Raw genomic sequence first — 15,321 nt, 5'->3', positions numbered from 1 at the left:
ATTGGCTTGCGCCAGTCCGGGTGAGGTCGTTATGCGGTTTGAATGGGGAAACGGAATTACTGCAGCAGGGTGAGAGCTTGATTCAAGGCTTGGGATTTGAGTTGGGCGCCCTGACCAAACCAGGCGGAATCGAGCCGGTGATCTTGGCTACGAGCACGGCGGTGGTGATCCACGTATTCGGTGACTGCATTAACCAGCCCCCAGGCGGTATTGCGGGAACTGGCAAGCTCTGAACCCATGCCTGCGCCCATATACAGCTCGTGCAGTTTTTGAGCGGGACGACTGAGAATAATATTCTCATCATCGCCAGCCGGATCATTGAGTAGCTCACCGAAGAAATTAAGGGCTTCTACTGGGGATATTGGACGATTGCTCAACGCCGCCATCTCTTGCTGGAAACGATCCCAATTTGCCATGCCAAGGCCTAATGCTTCTTTGACGGCAGCAGCATTAAATTGGGTTGAGTGGGGAACCTTGATCGCCCCAGTATTATCCCGCAATGCTATTTGCAATGTGTTATTACAGACAACTCGTAGCGAGGTAAATTGTGCTGTAGTGCACAGCGTACCATCACAACTGGTGGCAAGCAGTAGGTATGATTTTACCCTGTCGCCACCTTTCAGCTTCATATCTTGACCTGTTTTAGCCAGCGCCCATAATTTGCGGCCGCCCTTGAGCGAACCTGCAGTTTCCAACTCAAAGCCGCCTACTTCTACCAAGTCTTGATAAAAGTGCAGCACCTCATGAGGCTGGACCACATTATATCTCCGTGAAACAACCGACAGAGGTTCCAGATTATCAGAGCGGTACAAAACCTTGCTGTCTGAATAAGGACGAATATGGAGTGCATCGGAGGCGACGTTAAACATTACGTCACTCTGCTCAATAGTCCAATTCATCCCGGCTGCCTGCAGCCAGATATCGAGAGATTGTTTCGGGGGCAATATATTACCAAGCCCATGCCAAGGGGTTTGGCCGGTGTAGGCCATGGTGTCTATCAAGTGTGCCATGTTTAAAATCCCATTCATTGGTTAAATCAAGATGGGAATATAGGTGTGAATTTTTTTGGATGTGGCAGTCTTAATAAAGGTGTGCTGTCACACTAAGAAAGAAAAAGCAAGGTGTTAGACATGTAAAATCATTCGCTACAGTTGCTACTAGTAGCGGATTAGCAATGAGGAGTAGGCTTGGGGTAGGTGTAATATTTCTGCGTAGAAGTCTACGTAGACTCTGTATCAGACAAGGTTTAAAAAACTCTTGAATGTTGGATTTTAAACCTTGCTGATCTCAACGCTTAGGTTAAGGAGTGTATGTAAGATTCTTTATCTTTAATGTAACCTTCGATGGTTTTGAATCTTTCTCTTACTTTTCTTTTATAATCTTCAGCCGGAATGGTTAGGTCTCTGGATTCATTGAGTAAAAGGTGAGCTTCATTAATCGCGCCTGCTTTAGATAAACCATCTAAATGGCACCTCTCCCATGCAAATAAAGCATGGAATGTACCCTCAATGCTATTTAATTGCTTTATGTATTCATTATCCCTAACAGGTTTGGATATGAATGGCTTTAATCTTTCAAGGCGAATGTTATCGATGAAATTAATTTCGTGATTATGGTAGTACATCTTGAATTTTTCAAATTGAAAATTGATATCATTTAGTGCGCTTTGCATATCTTTTGTGGATGTTTTATGGCTAAACGAAATGGCAAGGCTATCGTAACTCTCTGCATCTTCGTATTGAGGGAATGCATAGCGCAACCCAGGATAGAGACGTTCAGGGTAGAAGGCTGCGAGTTTGATTATGTTATCGATAGCTGCCTCAACAATACATTCATCATCATGTTTTTTATTATCATTGCCAATATGGTTGAGCTCTTTCCATGATTGAATAACGTTATTAATGAGGGGGATTAACTTTTCTATTTTAGGCGCATTAACGATGTCAACAATTCTGATTAGGTGAAGGCTCGGGTGATATTCTTTAAGGGAAGAAATAAAAGCTTTCATGATAGATTGTTGTTCAGATTGAAGTTTATGAATGACTAGTTCATCTTCAACTAACTCAACTGAATTTCCAGAGTTTATTTCATACATATATCTTGCGAATTTTTTGTTGATGGCGTCTAGCCTAGGGTTCGCATTGATCAGTTTTTTAGATATAGGGCGGCTATAAGAATAGTTAACTTGGAAAATGTCCAAGGCTTCGTCAACAGCATTTATATCAATTAGATCTTTCTGAGTAAATCCCGAATCAACAAGGTAGCTTTCGGTACCATTTCTGATGGCGGTAAGCACAGAAACTACTTCATGATCGCTCTTCCTTGCGACATATAGAGTGATATAAAAATCGACTAGTCTGTCTAACACATTAATGAGTATATGCTGGTACTGAGATGCATTAATAGTATCCACAATTTTCACACTTAACTCCTCTGATGAAAAAATATTAATTAGTCCTAAAATACCAAATATATCCACCATTGGATATCTAGAATGTGCGCGTTTAGGTAGGTGCTCGAAATAAGGAGCCTCACCAGAGGATGTGGCATTACATGGCTGAACAAAAAACAACCAGTCATGGACATCTGTGCAAGACACAGGGAATGTGATCGCTTTGGCCTAAAAAATGAAATGATTACTTTTAGACACGAGGATCTGGTACCCCACCAGATCCTCGTGTCTAAAGGCGTTGCGAAAAATTATTCTGACTTCATCAATTCACAGGCCTGTATAGGAGAGCCAAAGAAGATGTTGGTGAGTACCAAAGATAAATGTGCAGCACCTAAGCCCGAAGTCTGTGACAGGATTATCAGGCTTAAAGAGCTGCTCCAACTGATCGCACTTAGCCGGGCCACTGTCTACGATCGCCTCAACCCCAAGTCCAAGCGCTTTGATCCGAGTTTTCCCAGACCCATCAAACTCGGAGCAGCCTCAGTGGGCTGGAGTTTGAACGAAGTCATGGCTTGGATCGCCGCACGCCCCCAAGCTAATCCGATCCCTGTACTCAAGGACCAAGCATGATGAATTATTACCACTCTCTTCAACCTGTAGCACCCATTACGCCGAAAATCCCCCTTTCGCAGAATGTTGGGACAAAGCCTGTACCTGTGTTCCCTGTCTACGTAATGCCTGAGGAATTACAAAAGATCATTCGTTATGTCCAGCAGGAAACCCAGGCATCAGCGGACTTGATTGCCACCTCGTTGCTCGGTGGGATGGCACAATCCTGTCAGGACTTGTATGACGTCTCTCCCAAGGCTGGATTGCGCATTCCAATGTCGTTGTATCAGGTGGTGCTGGCTGAATCCGGGGAGCGCAAGTCCACGGTAGACAAGATGCTGATGAAGCCTGTTCGTGACCTCGAAGGAGTGTTGGAGAAGCAGTATCAGGAGGATAAGCAGCGATACAATATCGCGATGCGTCTGTGGCAGAGCGAACAAAAAACATTGGAGAAGGCGTTCCAGCGAGAGGTGGTCAAAGGGGGGGCCAAGACAGAGAGTGAACAGCGCTTGGCAGAGTGTTTGGGCCGTCAACCGATAGCACCACTGCGTAAGCGCCTGCTGGTCAGCGATGCAACCCGAGCGGCGGTAAAGCTGGCGTTGGGTAAAGGCTGGCCCTCTTTGGTTCTGCTCTCGGATGAAGCGGGCAGCATCCTCAATGGCGAACTGCTCCACGATACGCCGCTCCTGAACTCGCTGTGGAGCGCCCAGCCGATTGAAGTGGACCGTGCAACCGGCGATACGTTTCGTATCGAAGATGCCCGCTTTGGGGCTATGTTGATGGTGCAACCCGGCTTGTTCAAGGAGTATGTCAACCGCCAGGGACGACATGCACGGGCCTCTGGTTTCTTTGCCAGAACACTGCTGTGCCAGCCGACATCAACCATTGGCGCACGGCTCCACGGTCCGCAACAAGTTTTGCCGCCCCCCGTTTCTGGCAAACATTTGGAATGGTTCCATGCGCGAGTCCTGGAGCTTTTGAATCAATCATTTCAACGTCGGGAAGAAGATGATGTGCGTACTTGTCTGACACTGTCACCTGAGGCGGCAGCCAAGTGGCATGCCGAGTACAACCGGATTGAACTGATGTGCGGCCAAACGGGCTCATTGCGTGAATATCGTGACTATGCCTCCAAACAGCTCGAACATGTGGCCAGAATTGCGGGTGTGCTGGAGGCGTTTGTAACGGGTAATGTGGTCATATCTGAGCACACTATGCACGCGGCGATTCAGTTGGCTAGTTACTATCTGGATTCATTTATTCACCTGATGGCTGATGATGCTTTGCCAGAAGAGATGGAAGATGAAGTGAAATTGGAAACCTGGCTGCAAGCAAACCATCGCCGCTTTAATAATAAAACTATCCCTAAGAATTATATTCGCCAGCATGGCCCGAATCGACTCCGGGATAGTCAGCGTCTGACTCGAACGCTGGAGCGCCTGCAGATGAAGGGGAAGGTCCAAGTTTATAAAATCAAAAGAACTTGGTTTGTCCACACCAGCCAGAATAACGGCATCGTGACCGGGATTTAAGCTGAAAATAAGGATCTAGCTCTAGCTGTATCTATAACGGTCACTTTGCAATAGCCTGAGCAATTTTATGGCTCCAACCAGAGAGCAGAGGACAAGCTAAGTTCAGAGTAACTTCTTTCCTTAATAACCGGTATTACTGTGGTTTTATTTAAAATAATCACATGTTTCCCGGTGATTTAGGAGGTCGCTAAGTTCGGTAATAGTAATATATACACCAAGGTGTATACCAAGGTAGAGGGTGTAGGAGATATATCGAGGGAGAGAGTGATACACCATCAGAGTGTATCAACGAGTATACCAACGAGAACATGTGATATATACACGAAGTGTACACCAATCAGATATACATCAGGCTTGTACGTCAGATACAAGCTATTAGCCGTATACATCGGCATAGTGCAGCATGTGCAAAGCACAGAGTGCTAAATGCAGGTTGGTATATCAACCCAGTAGGTTGATAAGAGAGCAAAGTATCAGTTGGCTGTAAAATTTTACGTAGCAGCTCTCATTAATGACGATTAGTGCACTAACCCCAAGGCATGGATATTCCATTCGAACAATAGGAGCATATATGAAATTTGAAGCTGGGTATTACTTAATGCCCAACGAGCTAAAAAACTTGCGAGTTGTGGCTGAGGCCAAGCATGGTGAAATATCCTCTGAGCAGTTGAAAACATCCGTGGAGGTGATCACAAACTTTTTGAATAAACATCCACGAGTATTTGCTGTACGCGTTGATCTGCGTTTCCCTCATATACCAGTTATGGATGATCCGGACATGCCGACAAGCTTTCCACCGGAGGTAGAAGAGGAAGAGGTTATTACGCGCTTTTTTGCTTCACTAAAAAGCCAGATACAGGCGTTACGTCACCGTAAGGGTCAGACTGGTAAACGATTCTTCTTGGGTTATATCTGGGTAAAGGAGCAAGTAACAAGCCAGTACCCTCATTATCACGTGGTGCTACTATTTAACCGAGATGACTACGGTTATCTTGGTGATTACTCTAGTTTTGATGCGGATAACATGGCTACGCGTATCCGTAAAGCTTGGTGCAGAGCATTGAGGCTTGCATACCCTGATTATGCATCTTTGGTGCATTTCCCTCCTGACGCAGAGTATCGATTTGATCGCAGAGATGCAGTTCTGCACAATGAGAAATTTTATAAATTCTTGGAGAGGATCGGGTATTTCTTTAAATTGCGTTCGAAAGTAGAAGGTGGACGTAATTACGGGCGTAGTGAACGGATAAGGTAATGTTCACAATTAATTCTTTTTCTTTAGGTTAGAGCCAAAGGGCAGTCATTTCAGGACACACCCGCGCAATTGGGCGGTGAGGACTTCCTGCGAGACCTCACCGAATTATGCTCAACCTGCTTTTGTGGATGGCAACCAGGTCAGTGCAGAGCCAGTTTTCGCTGCTGCATCAATATGCTCTGACCACCAGACCATCATTTCTCGGCGGCGTTCCAGATAATCCGTGCGATTGTATGCGCTACGAACTTCATCTTTGTCAGAGTGCGCCAAAGCGGCCTCAATGACGTCTCGATCAAATCCTCTCTCATTAAGGGTCGTGCTGCCCAAGGCTCGCAGGCCGTGAGCGACTAAGGTCCCTTCATATCCCATCCGTTTCAAAGCGGCATTGGCTGTCTGTTCGTTGGTATGTGTCTTGGGATTTCGTAGTCCTGGGAAGATAAATTCACGATGACCGCTGATTGGCCGCATGAGGTCTAGGTAGGCAAGTGTTTGTGGCGTCAAGGGCACGTCATGACCTCTGCGCTTCTTCATTCTCTCTGGTGGGATCCGCCAGAGTTTCTTTTCCATATCGATCTCTGCCCACCGGGCTCCGGCCGCCTCGCTGGGGCGAGCCAAGGTATGCAGGCTCCATTCGATAAGGCAGCGGGTCTGCAAATTGATGCTGGCCTTGGAAAGCCGGTTCATCAGTTCTGGCAACTGGTTGGGGTTGATGCTGGGCATGTGCTGTTTGGCTGGCCGCTGAAAGACCTTGCTTATCCCCGAGCAAGGGTTGGCATCGATCAGACCAGAGTTGACGGCGAAGGTCATGATCTCGTTCACCCGCTGGGTGAGACGACGCACAGTTTCGAGTTTACCAGCAGCGGCGATGGGCTCGATGATCTTGATCGCTCTCTGAGCCTTGATCTCCATAACAGGCACAGTGCCAAACTCGGGGAACAGATACATTTCGAGCGAACGCCAGAGATCCTCGGCATAGGCCGGGGTGACGGAAGGACGCTTAACATCAAACCAGCGCTTGGCGACGGCTTCAAAGGTGTGCTCGCTCTGTGATAATGCGGCGGATGCTTGCTCATCACGGTGATGCTGGGGATCAATGCTTTGCAGTAACAGAGATTTGGCTTCGGAGCGTTTCTCTCTCGCTTCAGCCAACGACATCTCCGGCCAGGAACCAAAGCTGATCATGTTTCTCTGTTTAGTTAGGGGGCGGTAGTAACGCAGGCGCCACAACTTGGAGCCATTAGGCTTGATGACGAGCTCCAGACCAGCCCCGTCGCAGAGGGTGTATTCCTTCTCTTTGGGCTTCGCTGCTTTGATCTCGGTTGGGGATAAGGGACGGGTGATACGAGGCATAGGCATACGCTCCGGAAGGCATACAAAACGATATGCCTAACGATATGCCTAAAAGGGCTGGATGGCAACGCACCCCATTGGACAGCGTAAGACAACAAAAAACCCGCAAAGCCTTATGCTATGCGGGTTTCTTGGACTTCGTTGGTCACTGTTGGACCGGTATTTGGTGGAGCTGGGGGGATTTGAACCCCCGTCCAAAATTACTACATCCTTGGCACTACATGCTTAGTCACTCTTTACATTCGCCAACCCGCTGCGGAGAGACACGCCACGAATTGACTAGCTCGATTGGTTTTAATGCTTCCGCCCCGAGCAGGACTTCCACACGATCCTGTGAAGGATGACCTTCCGATTCCCTAGGACACAGGCAAGCTAGGGTAGAAGGGCTCTATGCAGGTTATTAAGCTGCTAGTGCGTAGTTTTCGTCGTTTGCGACTATTTTTTTGCGGTTTATTAACGAGGCCTACCGCACCTCGGCATGCACCTTGGGTTTCGTGAATCTTGTCGAATCCAGAATCAGCCCCAAGTTGTTAATTGCGATTGTACGCAAAAATGCTGTCATAGCAAGGCGTTGATACCCATTCCCTCTGGCAGCCAGTCTGTTTGCCGATTTATTGTACGCAGCTGAGCCTGAAGAGCCAGCTGCGCCGGGGGAAGGTGAACTGACGTCCTGATCCTGGCAGTAGCTGGTTAGCCGCGATGCTTGTTCTTCATGATTCGAGCTTTTTCCCGATCCCACTCGCGAGCCTTGGTATCTTCGCGCTTGTCGTGCTCTTTCTTGCCCTTCACCAGGCCGATCTCGACCTTGACCCAGCACTGTTTCCAGTAGAGGGCGAGGGGAACTATGGTGTAGCCCTGACGGGCGATCAGGCTTTCGAGCTTGTCGAGTTCACGACGGCTCAGCAGCAGTTTGCGGGTGCGGGTCGGGTCACATACCACGTGGCTGGAGGCCGCTTGCAGTGGCAGGAAGCTGGAGCCGAACAGATAGGCCTCGCCATCGCGGAAGATGACATAGGCTTCGCTGATGTTGGCCTTGCCCGCCCGCAGGGATTTGACTTCCCACCCTTGCAGGGACAGACCCGCTTCGATCTTCTCTTCGATGAAGTATTCGTGGCGCGCGGTTCTGTTGAGTGCAATGGTGCTGGACCCGGCTTTGTTTTTACTGTTTTTTTTGCTCATGACGGGCGATTTCCGGCAATGACTAGGAGGCTCGTATTATACGTAGGCAGGGGCGGCTGTAAAACGCGCAGCAGGTCAAGTGGTGGCTTTCTGAGCGGTTTGGCTGAGGTTTTACCTCCACAACCCCAAACATGGTGATAAAATCGCGCCGATTGGATGAGGAAAAGCCATGCCCCGAATTACGCGCAGTGCCCTGGTGATGTTCAGTGCAGAACAGATGTTCAAGTTGGTTAACGATGTGGATGCCTATCCGCAGTTTTTGCCCGGCTGTGTTGGCAGCCGTGTCCACGAGGCTGGCGATGACTACATGATGGCGTCAGTCGATGTGGCCAAGGCGGGGATTGCCAAGACCTTTACTACCCGCAATCAGCTGGATGTGAACCGTCAGATCAGGATGGAGCTGGTGGATGGCCCGTTCCGCAAGCTGGCGGGCTGGTGGACCTTTACCCCGCTCGATGTCGACGCCTGCAAGGTGGAGTTTGATCTCGATTTCGAGTTTACCTCCAAGCTTATCGAGGTGGCATTTGGTCAGGTGTTCCGCGATCTGGTGAGCTCCATGGTCTCCGCCTTCTCCAACCGGGCGAAGGAGGTCTACGGTGTCTGACCAGCTCAATATCGAGGTTGTCTATGCCTTGCCGCAGCAGCAGACGGTGATTGCCCTGCGGGTTGCGCCCGAGACCTGCGTGCTGGCGGCCATCGAGCAGTCCGGCATCGTACAAAAACACCCCGAGATCGATCTGGCGGTCAACAAGTTCGGTATCTACAGCCGCCCGGTGAAAGGGAGCGAGCCGCTGCACGACGGCGATCGTATCGAGATCTACCGCCCGCTCATCGCCGATCCCCGCGAGATGCGCAAAAAGCGGGCCGAGAAGGCCAAAGAGGAGGGGAGAGCCGATAGCGTGACCGGTGGTCGCCCCGATGTGCATCGCAAGCACCGCGAGTAGCGCTCAGGTCTTTCTTGCAGAAAAAAGGCGCCGAGGCGCCTTTTTTTGATCCCGTTAGCCGGTGAGCTTGCCGAGGGGATATCAAGAGAGGGCTGCTTCTGCCACACCCAGTCGTGCACGGGCCCAAGCAGCCAGCAGCTCGACCCCGCTTTGCATCACCCGCTCATCGAAATCGAATTCGTTGTGATGGTGCGGCGCCGCCAGATCGGCCCCCAGGATGAGGTAAGCCGCTTCGCCCCCCTGCTTTTGCACCCGCTCCATCAGAAAACCGGCATCTTCACTGGCGCCAAAGCGGCGAGTCTGGATGGTGGCGAGCCCCTGCTTGCGGGCCAGCGCCGCCAGCTCGGCTTGCAGCGCCGGACTGTTGTCGAGGGCAATGGCCTCACCCTGCTTGATGATGCGGTAGGTGACACCGTGGGCGAGGGCGGTACCTTCGACGATGCGCTGTACCTGACTGAACATGTAGTCGTTGAGCGCGCTGTCGGCGCCGCGGGTCTCACCGCGCAGCTCGGCATGATCGGGGATGACGTTGCGGCCGCTGCCAGCGTGAAGCTGGCCGACGTTGATGCGGGTCATGCCGTCACGGTGGCGGGGAATGCCGAGCATGGCGGTGGTGGCCATGCAGGCGGCTGCCAGCGCATTGCTGCCAGCGTTGGGCTCGAGCCCTGCATGGGCGGCGGTGCCCATAAAGTGGACGTCGAACTTGGTGGAGCAGAGAAACTCGGTGGGGTTGATCACCAGCTCGCCGCTGCCAGCGTGAATACCGATATGGAGCGAAAGCAGGGCATCCACGTCATCGAGTGCGCCACCGGCAGCCAGCGCCTTGCCACCGCGGCACCCCTCTTCGGCGGGCTGGAAGAAGAGCTTGATGCGGCCGCACAGTTGCTCCTTCATCGCCATCAGGCTGCTGGCCAGCCCCATGCCGATGGCGGTGTGGCCATCGTGAGCGCAGGCGTGCATCCACCCCTTGTTGTGGGAGGCAAAACCCTCTTGCTGCGGCTGGTGTTGTTCGGCGTCGGACTCTTCCACCTCCACCGCATCGATATCGAAGCGAAAGGCCAGGGTCGGACCGGGACGGCCGGTATCCAGCTCTCCCATCAGGCCAGTGACATCACCGATCCGCTCCAGCCAGTCGGGATGGGCTCCCTGACGGCGGGCACGGGCCTTCTCGGCCGCCACATCCACATCACGGCCCATCATCAGATTGCTTGCCAGCAGTTTGTCGCCGAGCAGGATGTGATAGCCAAGTTCATTCAGATGGTGGGCAATCAGGCTGGTGGTACGAAACTCTTTCCAGGCCGCTTCCGGCAGACGGTGCAGGTCGCGGCGCCACAGGATCAGGTGCTCAAGGGTCATCTTGGCTTCCTTGGTGATTCGATTTGTCGGCTATTGTGCCTTTTTTCCTGGCTGACCACACGGGGCCCGCAGCTGGTCGGGGGAGCTGTGAGTGCAAGTGGTGGCTGTTCGGGCCGTGAATAGTGGTGAGCGTCCATAAAAAACGCCTCCACAAGGGAGGCGTTGTCGATAGCTGGTTATCAGGCCGCGTGATGGTAAGCGGAGGCTTCAAACAGCTTCTTGTTGGCCACCAGATCTATGGGGTCAAAATCATCGACGTTGATGGTGCGCAGGCGACTTACCTCGGCGCGGCGCAGCAGCTCGGCTTCGCTCTGGGTCAGTACGCCAGCGGCCAGGCCGATGTCGGCCACCTTGTCCAGCGCCATGAAGGGACGCTTGATACCATCGCTCTTGCAGACTTTCTCGAACAGCGGCTCGGCGGCCAGCACGTCATCGAGCGCCTGCTCCAGCAGACCGAAGGGGTTGCCCTCTTCGCGGGTCAGATATTGCCCCTTGGCCAGGCGGCTGCGGGTCTCGCTCGGGGTTTGCAGCAGACGGGCAACCTGTTGGTCCAGCTTGTCGCACGGACGGTTCAGGTCACGACCCAGCGGCAGCACCACGGCGCGCAGGGCAAGCCCAATCCAGCGGTTCGGGAAGTTGCGCAGCAGCTCGTCGATCGCCTCTTGTGCCTTGAACATGGCATCTTGCAGTGCCCAGTGCAGCAGCGGCAGGTCGGCCTGCTGGCGTCCCTCATCCTGATAGCGCTTGAGGGCGCTGGAGGCCAGATAGAGCTGGCTCAGCACGTCGCCAAGACGGGCGGAGACCCGCTCCTTGCGTTTGAGCTCGCCACCCAGAGTGCCCATCGCCATGTCTGACAGGAACGCCAGGTTGGCCGAGAGGCGGGAGAGCTGCTGGTAGTAGCCCTTGGTCTGATCCTTGTACGGTGCCGCGGCAAAGCGGGCGCCGGTGATACCGAGCCAGAAGCTGCGTACCAGGTTGCTGATGGCAAAGCCGACGTGGCTGAATACCGCCTTGTCGAAATCTTTCAGCGCCTGCTCCTTGTCGGGATGGCTGGCGGCCAGCATCTCCGGCAGTACATACGGGTGGCAGCGGATAGCGCCCTGACCATAGATGATCATGCTGCGGGTCAGGATATTGGCCCCTTCCACCGTAACGGCGATGGGCGCACCCTGATAGCCACGGGCCAGATAGTTGTTGGGGCCCATGCAGATGGCCTTGCCGCCGTGGATATCCATGGCATCGATGATGCACTTCTGGGCACGGTCGGTGAGGTGGTATTTGACGATGGCGGAGATGACCGAGGGCTTCTCGCCAAGGTCGATACCGGTCACGGTCAGGTTGGCTGCGGCGCCCATGATGTAGGCGTTGCCACCGATGCGGGCCAGCGGCTCTTCAATCCCTTCCATCTTGCCGATGGGCAGCTTGAACTGGCGACGGATGCGGCTATATGCGCCGCTCGCCAGGGCCAGCATCTTGACGCCACCGGTACTGTTGGAGGGCAAGGTGATGCCGCGACCGACCGACAGACACTCGACCAGCATACGCCAGCCCTGACCGGCCATGGCCGGGCCACCGATGATGAAATCGAGCGGGACGAACACATCCTTGCCCTGGGTCGGGCCGTTCTGGAACGGCACGTTGAGCGGGAAGTGGCGACGGCCAATGCCGACCCCCTTGATGTGAGTGGGAATGAGGGCGCAGGTGATGCCGAGCTCTTCCTCTTCACCCAGCAGGTGCTCGGGGTCACGCAGTTTGAAGGCCAGACCCAGCACGGTAGCAATGGGGGCGAGCGTGATGTAGCGCTTGTTCCAGGTGAGGCGCATACCGAGCACCTCTTTGCCTTCCCACTCGCCCTTGCAGACGATACCGAAGTCGGGGATGGAACCGGCATCAGAACCCGCTTCCGGGCTGGTCAGGGCGAAGCAGGGGATCTCTTTGCCGACCGCCAGGCGGGGCAGGTAGTAATCTTTCTGCTCGTCAGTGCCATAGTGCTGCAGCAGTTCGCCCGGGCCCAGCGAGTTGGGCACGCCGACGGTGGAGGCGAGCACGGCGCTGGCACCGCACAGCTTTTGCAGGACGCAGGACTGGGCGTAGGCAGAGAACTCCAGACCGCCATATTTCTTCTTGATGATCATGGCGAAGAACTTGTTGTCCTTCAGGTATTGCCACACCTCGGGGGAGAGATCCGCGCGCTCGTGGGTCACTTCCCAGTCACTCACCATGCGGCACACTTCCTCGACCGGACCATCCATAAAGGCCTGCTCTTCGGCAGAGAGGGTGCTGACCGGGATAGCGTGCAGCTTTTTCCAGTCCGGGTTGCCCGCGAACAGATCGGCTTCCCACCAGGTGGTGCCCGCTTCAATCGCCTCTTTCTCGGTGCGGGACATCTCCGGCATGATCGATTTGTAGATCTTGAACAGCGGCTTGGTTATTTGATTGCGGCGAAATTCCACCAGATTGAGCGGGATGGCGATCACCGCGAACAGCGCCCATACCAGCAAGGGCACATGACCATAGATGGCGCCAAGCACCAGGGCGGCGCCGGTGACCAGGGTGGAGATGAACAGGGATGCCCGGCGATAGGCCAAGGCTCCGATAACCAGGATCACCCCGAGCAGAGTGAGGGTCGTCGTCATTGCTTGCTCCTTGCGTGTATAAATGTGCCAACGTGGTGTAACTGATCCAGAGGTCTGACCTGTTGGATATGGCCCCTGTTGTAATTCATACGCACAAAGTTATCAAGCTGTTTACATCTTCATTACCTTCTCTCTGTGATCCCCATAACGCTCACGCGCCGCCAGGGCTGTGGCTCGCAGGGGGGCGACTGTGCGATTCGCTTGTGCGAGAATAGCCGCGATCTACACGCACACTAAAAACAGTGGAAGAGACATCATGTACCAAGAATTGATCCGCAATGAACTGACCGAAGCTGCCAGCGTGCTGCAGGCCTTCCTGGCTGATGAGCAGAACCTGAAAAACATCGAAGCGGCCGCCAAACTGCTGGCTGACTCTTTCAAAGAAGAGGGCAAGGTGCTCTCCTGCGGCAATGGCGGCTCCCACTGCGATGCCATGCATTTTGCCGAAGAGCTGACCGGTCGTTACCGCGAGAACCGCCCGGGTTACGCCGGTATCGCCATCTCCGATCCGAGCCACCTCTCCTGCGTCTCCAACGACTTTGGCTATGACTATGTCTTCTCCCGTTACGTAGAAGCGGTCGGCCGCCGTGGCGACGTGCTGCTTGGTATCTCCACCAGCGGCAACTCCGGCAATATCCTGAAAGCCATCGAGGCTGCTCGCGCCAAGGGGATGAAAGTGATCGCCCTGACCGGCAAGGATGGCGGCAAGATGGCAGGTCTGGCGGATGTCGAGATCCGGGTTCCGCACTTTGGCTATGCCGACCGTATTCAGGAAGTGCACATCAAGGTGATCCACATCCTGATCCAGCTGGTCGAAAAAGAGATGGCCAAGTAATCAGGCTGTCACTACCAGACAAGGGCAACGCCGGTAGCATGGTTCGCCATCGGCCGGTTGTTGCCAGTCACAGGGGAAGGGATTGCGCCTTCCCCTGCTGTCTGTCGAACCAGCGTGCTGGTCGAACATGACACAAGCCAAATCATGAAAGGAGTCTGCCGGATATGTGCGAACTGCTCGGCATGAGTGCCAATGTGCCGACCGATATCTGCTTCAGCTTTACCGGGTTGATGCTGCGCGGCGGCAAGACCGGGCCCCACAAGGATGGCTGGGGGATCACCTTTTACGAAGGGAAGGGCTTTCGCACCTTCAAGGATCCCGAGCCCAGCGCCCAATCTCCCATCGCCAGACTGGTACAGGCGCTGCCCATCAAGAGCTGCGCCGTGGTCAGCCACATTCGGCAGGCCAACCGTGGCTGCGTGTCACTGGAAAATACCCACCCCTTTACCCGTGAGCTGTGGGGCCGTTACTGGACCTTCGCCCACAACGGTCAGCTGACCGGTTACAAGAAGCTGCCAACCGGTCGCCACCGTCCGGTAGGGGATACCGACAGCGAACACGCCTTCTGCTGGCTGCTCGACCGGTTGGAGCAGAAGTACCCCAAGCGTCCTGCAAACTTTCCCGCCATGTTTCGCTATATGGCCACCTTGTGTGATGAGCTCAGGGGGCTTGGGGTATTCAACATGCTGCTCTCGGACGGGGAGTATGTGATGAGCTACTGCAGCAACAACCTGCACTGGCTGACTCGCTGTGCACCCTTTGGCGAGGCGAGTTTGCTGGATGAGGAGGTGGTGATCGACTTTCAAAGCGAGACCACCCCCAACGATGTGGTGACCCTGATCACCACCCGTCCGCTGACCGGCAATGAGAATTGGGTCAAAATGGCGCCCGGCGAATTCAATCTGTTTCGCATGGGGGAGCGGGTGGCGACCAACCAGGTCGCGCTTGAGCAAGATAAAAAAATACCAGGGTAGATACCTACCCTGGTTCTTCGCAGCAGCCATAAAAGGCAAAAGGGATGAGAGGTGTTGCTGAGCATCATCACTCTGACGGCATTGAGTGTTGATCAATTGTTAATTTGTGGCAATCAAGTTGTTGTCTTGACGGGCGTTTCAGCATCGCTATTTCGATACTGATCACATTTTTTGCCACTTTATTCCCTGAGCCATCCAATCGGGTGCTTCATCACAGCCTGGTCGTGAGCCACGACATCGAAAACTATCTATAGTATGG

General features: G+C 53.5%; 13 protein-coding genes and 1 other RNA gene. 7 read left to right on the top strand and 7 right to left on the bottom strand.

The genetic code is table 11. From position 1 onward, the window contains the following. Positions 1-56 precede the first annotated feature (56 nt). Entirely contained in the window at positions 57-1,010 is a 954-nt protein-coding gene (locus G5195_RS01800) for a DUF932 domain-containing protein (RefSeq protein ID WP_107685167.1), read from the bottom strand. A gap of 284 nt (positions 1,011-1,294) precedes the next feature. Then, positions 1,295-2,422, bottom strand: a complete 1,128-nt coding sequence (locus tag G5195_RS01795; RefSeq protein WP_107685168.1) for a hypothetical protein — start codon at positions 2,420-2,422, stop codon at positions 1,295-1,297. Between the two features lie 156 nt (positions 2,423-2,578). Here G5195_RS01795 and G5195_RS01790 point away from each other — a divergent pair, with 156 nt between their 5' ends. The 3 genes from G5195_RS01790 to G5195_RS01780 all read left to right on the top strand — a co-directional run bounded on the left by G5195_RS01790 (position 2,579) and on the right by G5195_RS01780 (position 5,788). Further along, positions 2,579-3,022, top strand: a complete 444-nt coding sequence (locus G5195_RS01790) for a helix-turn-helix transcriptional regulator (RefSeq protein ID WP_234928711.1) — start codon at positions 2,579-2,581, stop codon at positions 3,020-3,022. After that, on the top strand, positions 3,019-4,533 hold the full coding sequence (locus G5195_RS01785) for a YfjI family protein (RefSeq protein ID WP_421235767.1): 1,515 nt from the start codon (positions 3,019-3,021) through the stop codon (positions 4,531-4,533). The genes G5195_RS01790 and G5195_RS01785 overlap by 4 nt, the downstream gene beginning before the upstream one ends. A gap of 571 nt (positions 4,534-5,104) precedes the next feature. Next, positions 5,105-5,788: an inovirus Gp2 family protein gene (locus G5195_RS01780; protein ID WP_421235766.1), complete on the top strand. Its 684-nt coding sequence runs from the start codon at positions 5,105-5,107 to the stop codon at positions 5,786-5,788. 111 nt (positions 5,789-5,899) lie between these two features. Here G5195_RS01780 and G5195_RS01775 read toward each other — a convergent pair whose 3' ends face one another. The 3 genes from G5195_RS01775 to smpB all read right to left on the bottom strand — a co-directional run bounded on the left by G5195_RS01775 (position 5,900) and on the right by smpB (position 8,317). After that, positions 5,900-7,138, bottom strand: coding sequence for an integrase domain-containing protein (locus tag G5195_RS01775; RefSeq protein ID WP_107685076.1), 1,239 nt, complete (start codon positions 7,136-7,138; stop codon positions 5,900-5,902). Between the two features lie 164 nt (positions 7,139-7,302). Then, positions 7,303-7,662: a transfer-messenger RNA gene (gene ssrA, locus G5195_RS01770) on the bottom strand. Between the two features lie 166 nt (positions 7,663-7,828). Next, positions 7,829-8,317 (bottom strand): SsrA-binding protein SmpB, encoded by a 489-nt coding sequence (gene smpB, locus G5195_RS01765; RefSeq protein ID WP_005334498.1) that lies wholly within the window; start codon positions 8,315-8,317, stop codon positions 7,829-7,831. A gap of 169 nt (positions 8,318-8,486) precedes the next feature. Here smpB and G5195_RS01760 point away from each other — a divergent pair, with 169 nt between their 5' ends. Beyond that, a complete protein-coding gene (locus G5195_RS01760; RefSeq protein WP_005334496.1) occupies positions 8,487-8,921 on the top strand; it encodes an SRPBCC family protein in 435 nt (144 codons plus the stop codon). Beyond that, positions 8,914-9,261, top strand: coding sequence for an RnfH family protein (locus tag G5195_RS01755; protein ID WP_005353535.1), 348 nt, complete (start codon positions 8,914-8,916; stop codon positions 9,259-9,261). The genes G5195_RS01760 and G5195_RS01755 overlap by 8 nt, the downstream gene beginning before the upstream one ends. 81 nt (positions 9,262-9,342) lie before the next feature. On the opposite strand, the gene G5195_RS01750 is transcribed toward G5195_RS01755, so the two are convergent. Together G5195_RS01750 and fadE are read right to left on the bottom strand one after the other, a co-directional pair. Beyond that, positions 9,343-10,617: an amidohydrolase gene (locus G5195_RS01750; protein ID WP_421222101.1), complete on the bottom strand. Its 1,275-nt coding sequence runs from the start codon at positions 10,615-10,617 to the stop codon at positions 9,343-9,345. Between the two features lie 179 nt (positions 10,618-10,796). After that, positions 10,797-13,253 carry an acyl-CoA dehydrogenase FadE gene (fadE, locus tag G5195_RS01745; protein ID WP_042054645.1) on the bottom strand — a complete coding sequence of 819 codons (2,457 nt, stop codon included), beginning with the start codon at positions 13,251-13,253 and terminating at the stop codon, positions 10,797-10,799. 256 nt (positions 13,254-13,509) lie between these two features. Here fadE and lpcA point away from each other — a divergent pair, with 256 nt between their 5' ends. Together lpcA and G5195_RS01735 are read left to right on the top strand one after the other, a co-directional pair. Then, positions 13,510-14,088: a D-sedoheptulose 7-phosphate isomerase gene (lpcA, locus tag G5195_RS01740; RefSeq protein ID WP_005334485.1), complete on the top strand. Its 579-nt coding sequence runs from the start codon at positions 13,510-13,512 to the stop codon at positions 14,086-14,088. 164 nt (positions 14,089-14,252) lie between these two features. Beyond that, on the top strand, positions 14,253-15,062 hold the full coding sequence (locus G5195_RS01735) for a class II glutamine amidotransferase (protein ID WP_421222103.1): 810 nt from the start codon (positions 14,253-14,255) through the stop codon (positions 15,060-15,062). Positions 15,063-15,321: the final 259 nt, after the last annotated feature.

This window comes from Aeromonas sp. 601039 (genome assembly GCF_049174415.1).
GTDB classification, from domain to species: domain Bacteria; phylum Pseudomonadota; class Gammaproteobacteria; order Enterobacterales; family Aeromonadaceae; genus Aeromonas; species Aeromonas veronii_A.
The sequence above is the reverse complement of the archived record's forward strand: the minus strand, read 5'-3'. Positions and strand labels throughout refer to the sequence as shown.

Bases quoted from the DNA above. Each gene is read 5' to 3' on its own strand.
- G5195_RS01800 (WP_107685167.1), bottom strand. From the start codon at position 1,010: ATGGCACACTTGATAGACACCATGGCCTACACCGGCCAAACCCCTTGG.
- G5195_RS01790 (WP_234928711.1), top strand. From the start codon at position 2,579: ATGGACATCTGTGCAAGACACAGGGAATGTGATCGCTTTGGCCTAAAA.
- G5195_RS01785 (WP_421235767.1), top strand. From the start codon at position 3,019: ATGATGAATTATTACCACTCTCTTCAACCTGTAGCACCCATTACGCCG.
- G5195_RS01780 (WP_421235766.1), top strand. From the start codon at position 5,105: ATGAAATTTGAAGCTGGGTATTACTTAATGCCCAACGAGCTAAAAAAC.
- G5195_RS01775 (WP_107685076.1), bottom strand. From the start codon at position 7,138: ATGCCTCGTATCACCCGTCCCTTATCCCCAACCGAGATCAAAGCAGCG.
- smpB (WP_005334498.1), bottom strand. From the start codon at position 8,317: ATGAGCAAAAAAAACAGTAAAAACAAAGCCGGGTCCAGCACCATTGCA.
- G5195_RS01760 (WP_005334496.1), top strand. From the start codon at position 8,487: ATGCCCCGAATTACGCGCAGTGCCCTGGTGATGTTCAGTGCAGAACAG.
- G5195_RS01750 (WP_421222101.1), bottom strand. From the start codon at position 10,617: ATGACCCTTGAGCACCTGATCCTGTGGCGCCGCGACCTGCACCGTCTG.
- fadE (WP_042054645.1), bottom strand. From the start codon at position 13,253: ATGACGACGACCCTCACTCTGCTCGGGGTGATCCTGGTTATCGGAGCC.
- lpcA (WP_005334485.1), top strand. From the start codon at position 13,510: ATGTACCAAGAATTGATCCGCAATGAACTGACCGAAGCTGCCAGCGTG.
- G5195_RS01735 (WP_421222103.1), top strand. From the start codon at position 14,253: ATGTGCGAACTGCTCGGCATGAGTGCCAATGTGCCGACCGATATCTGC.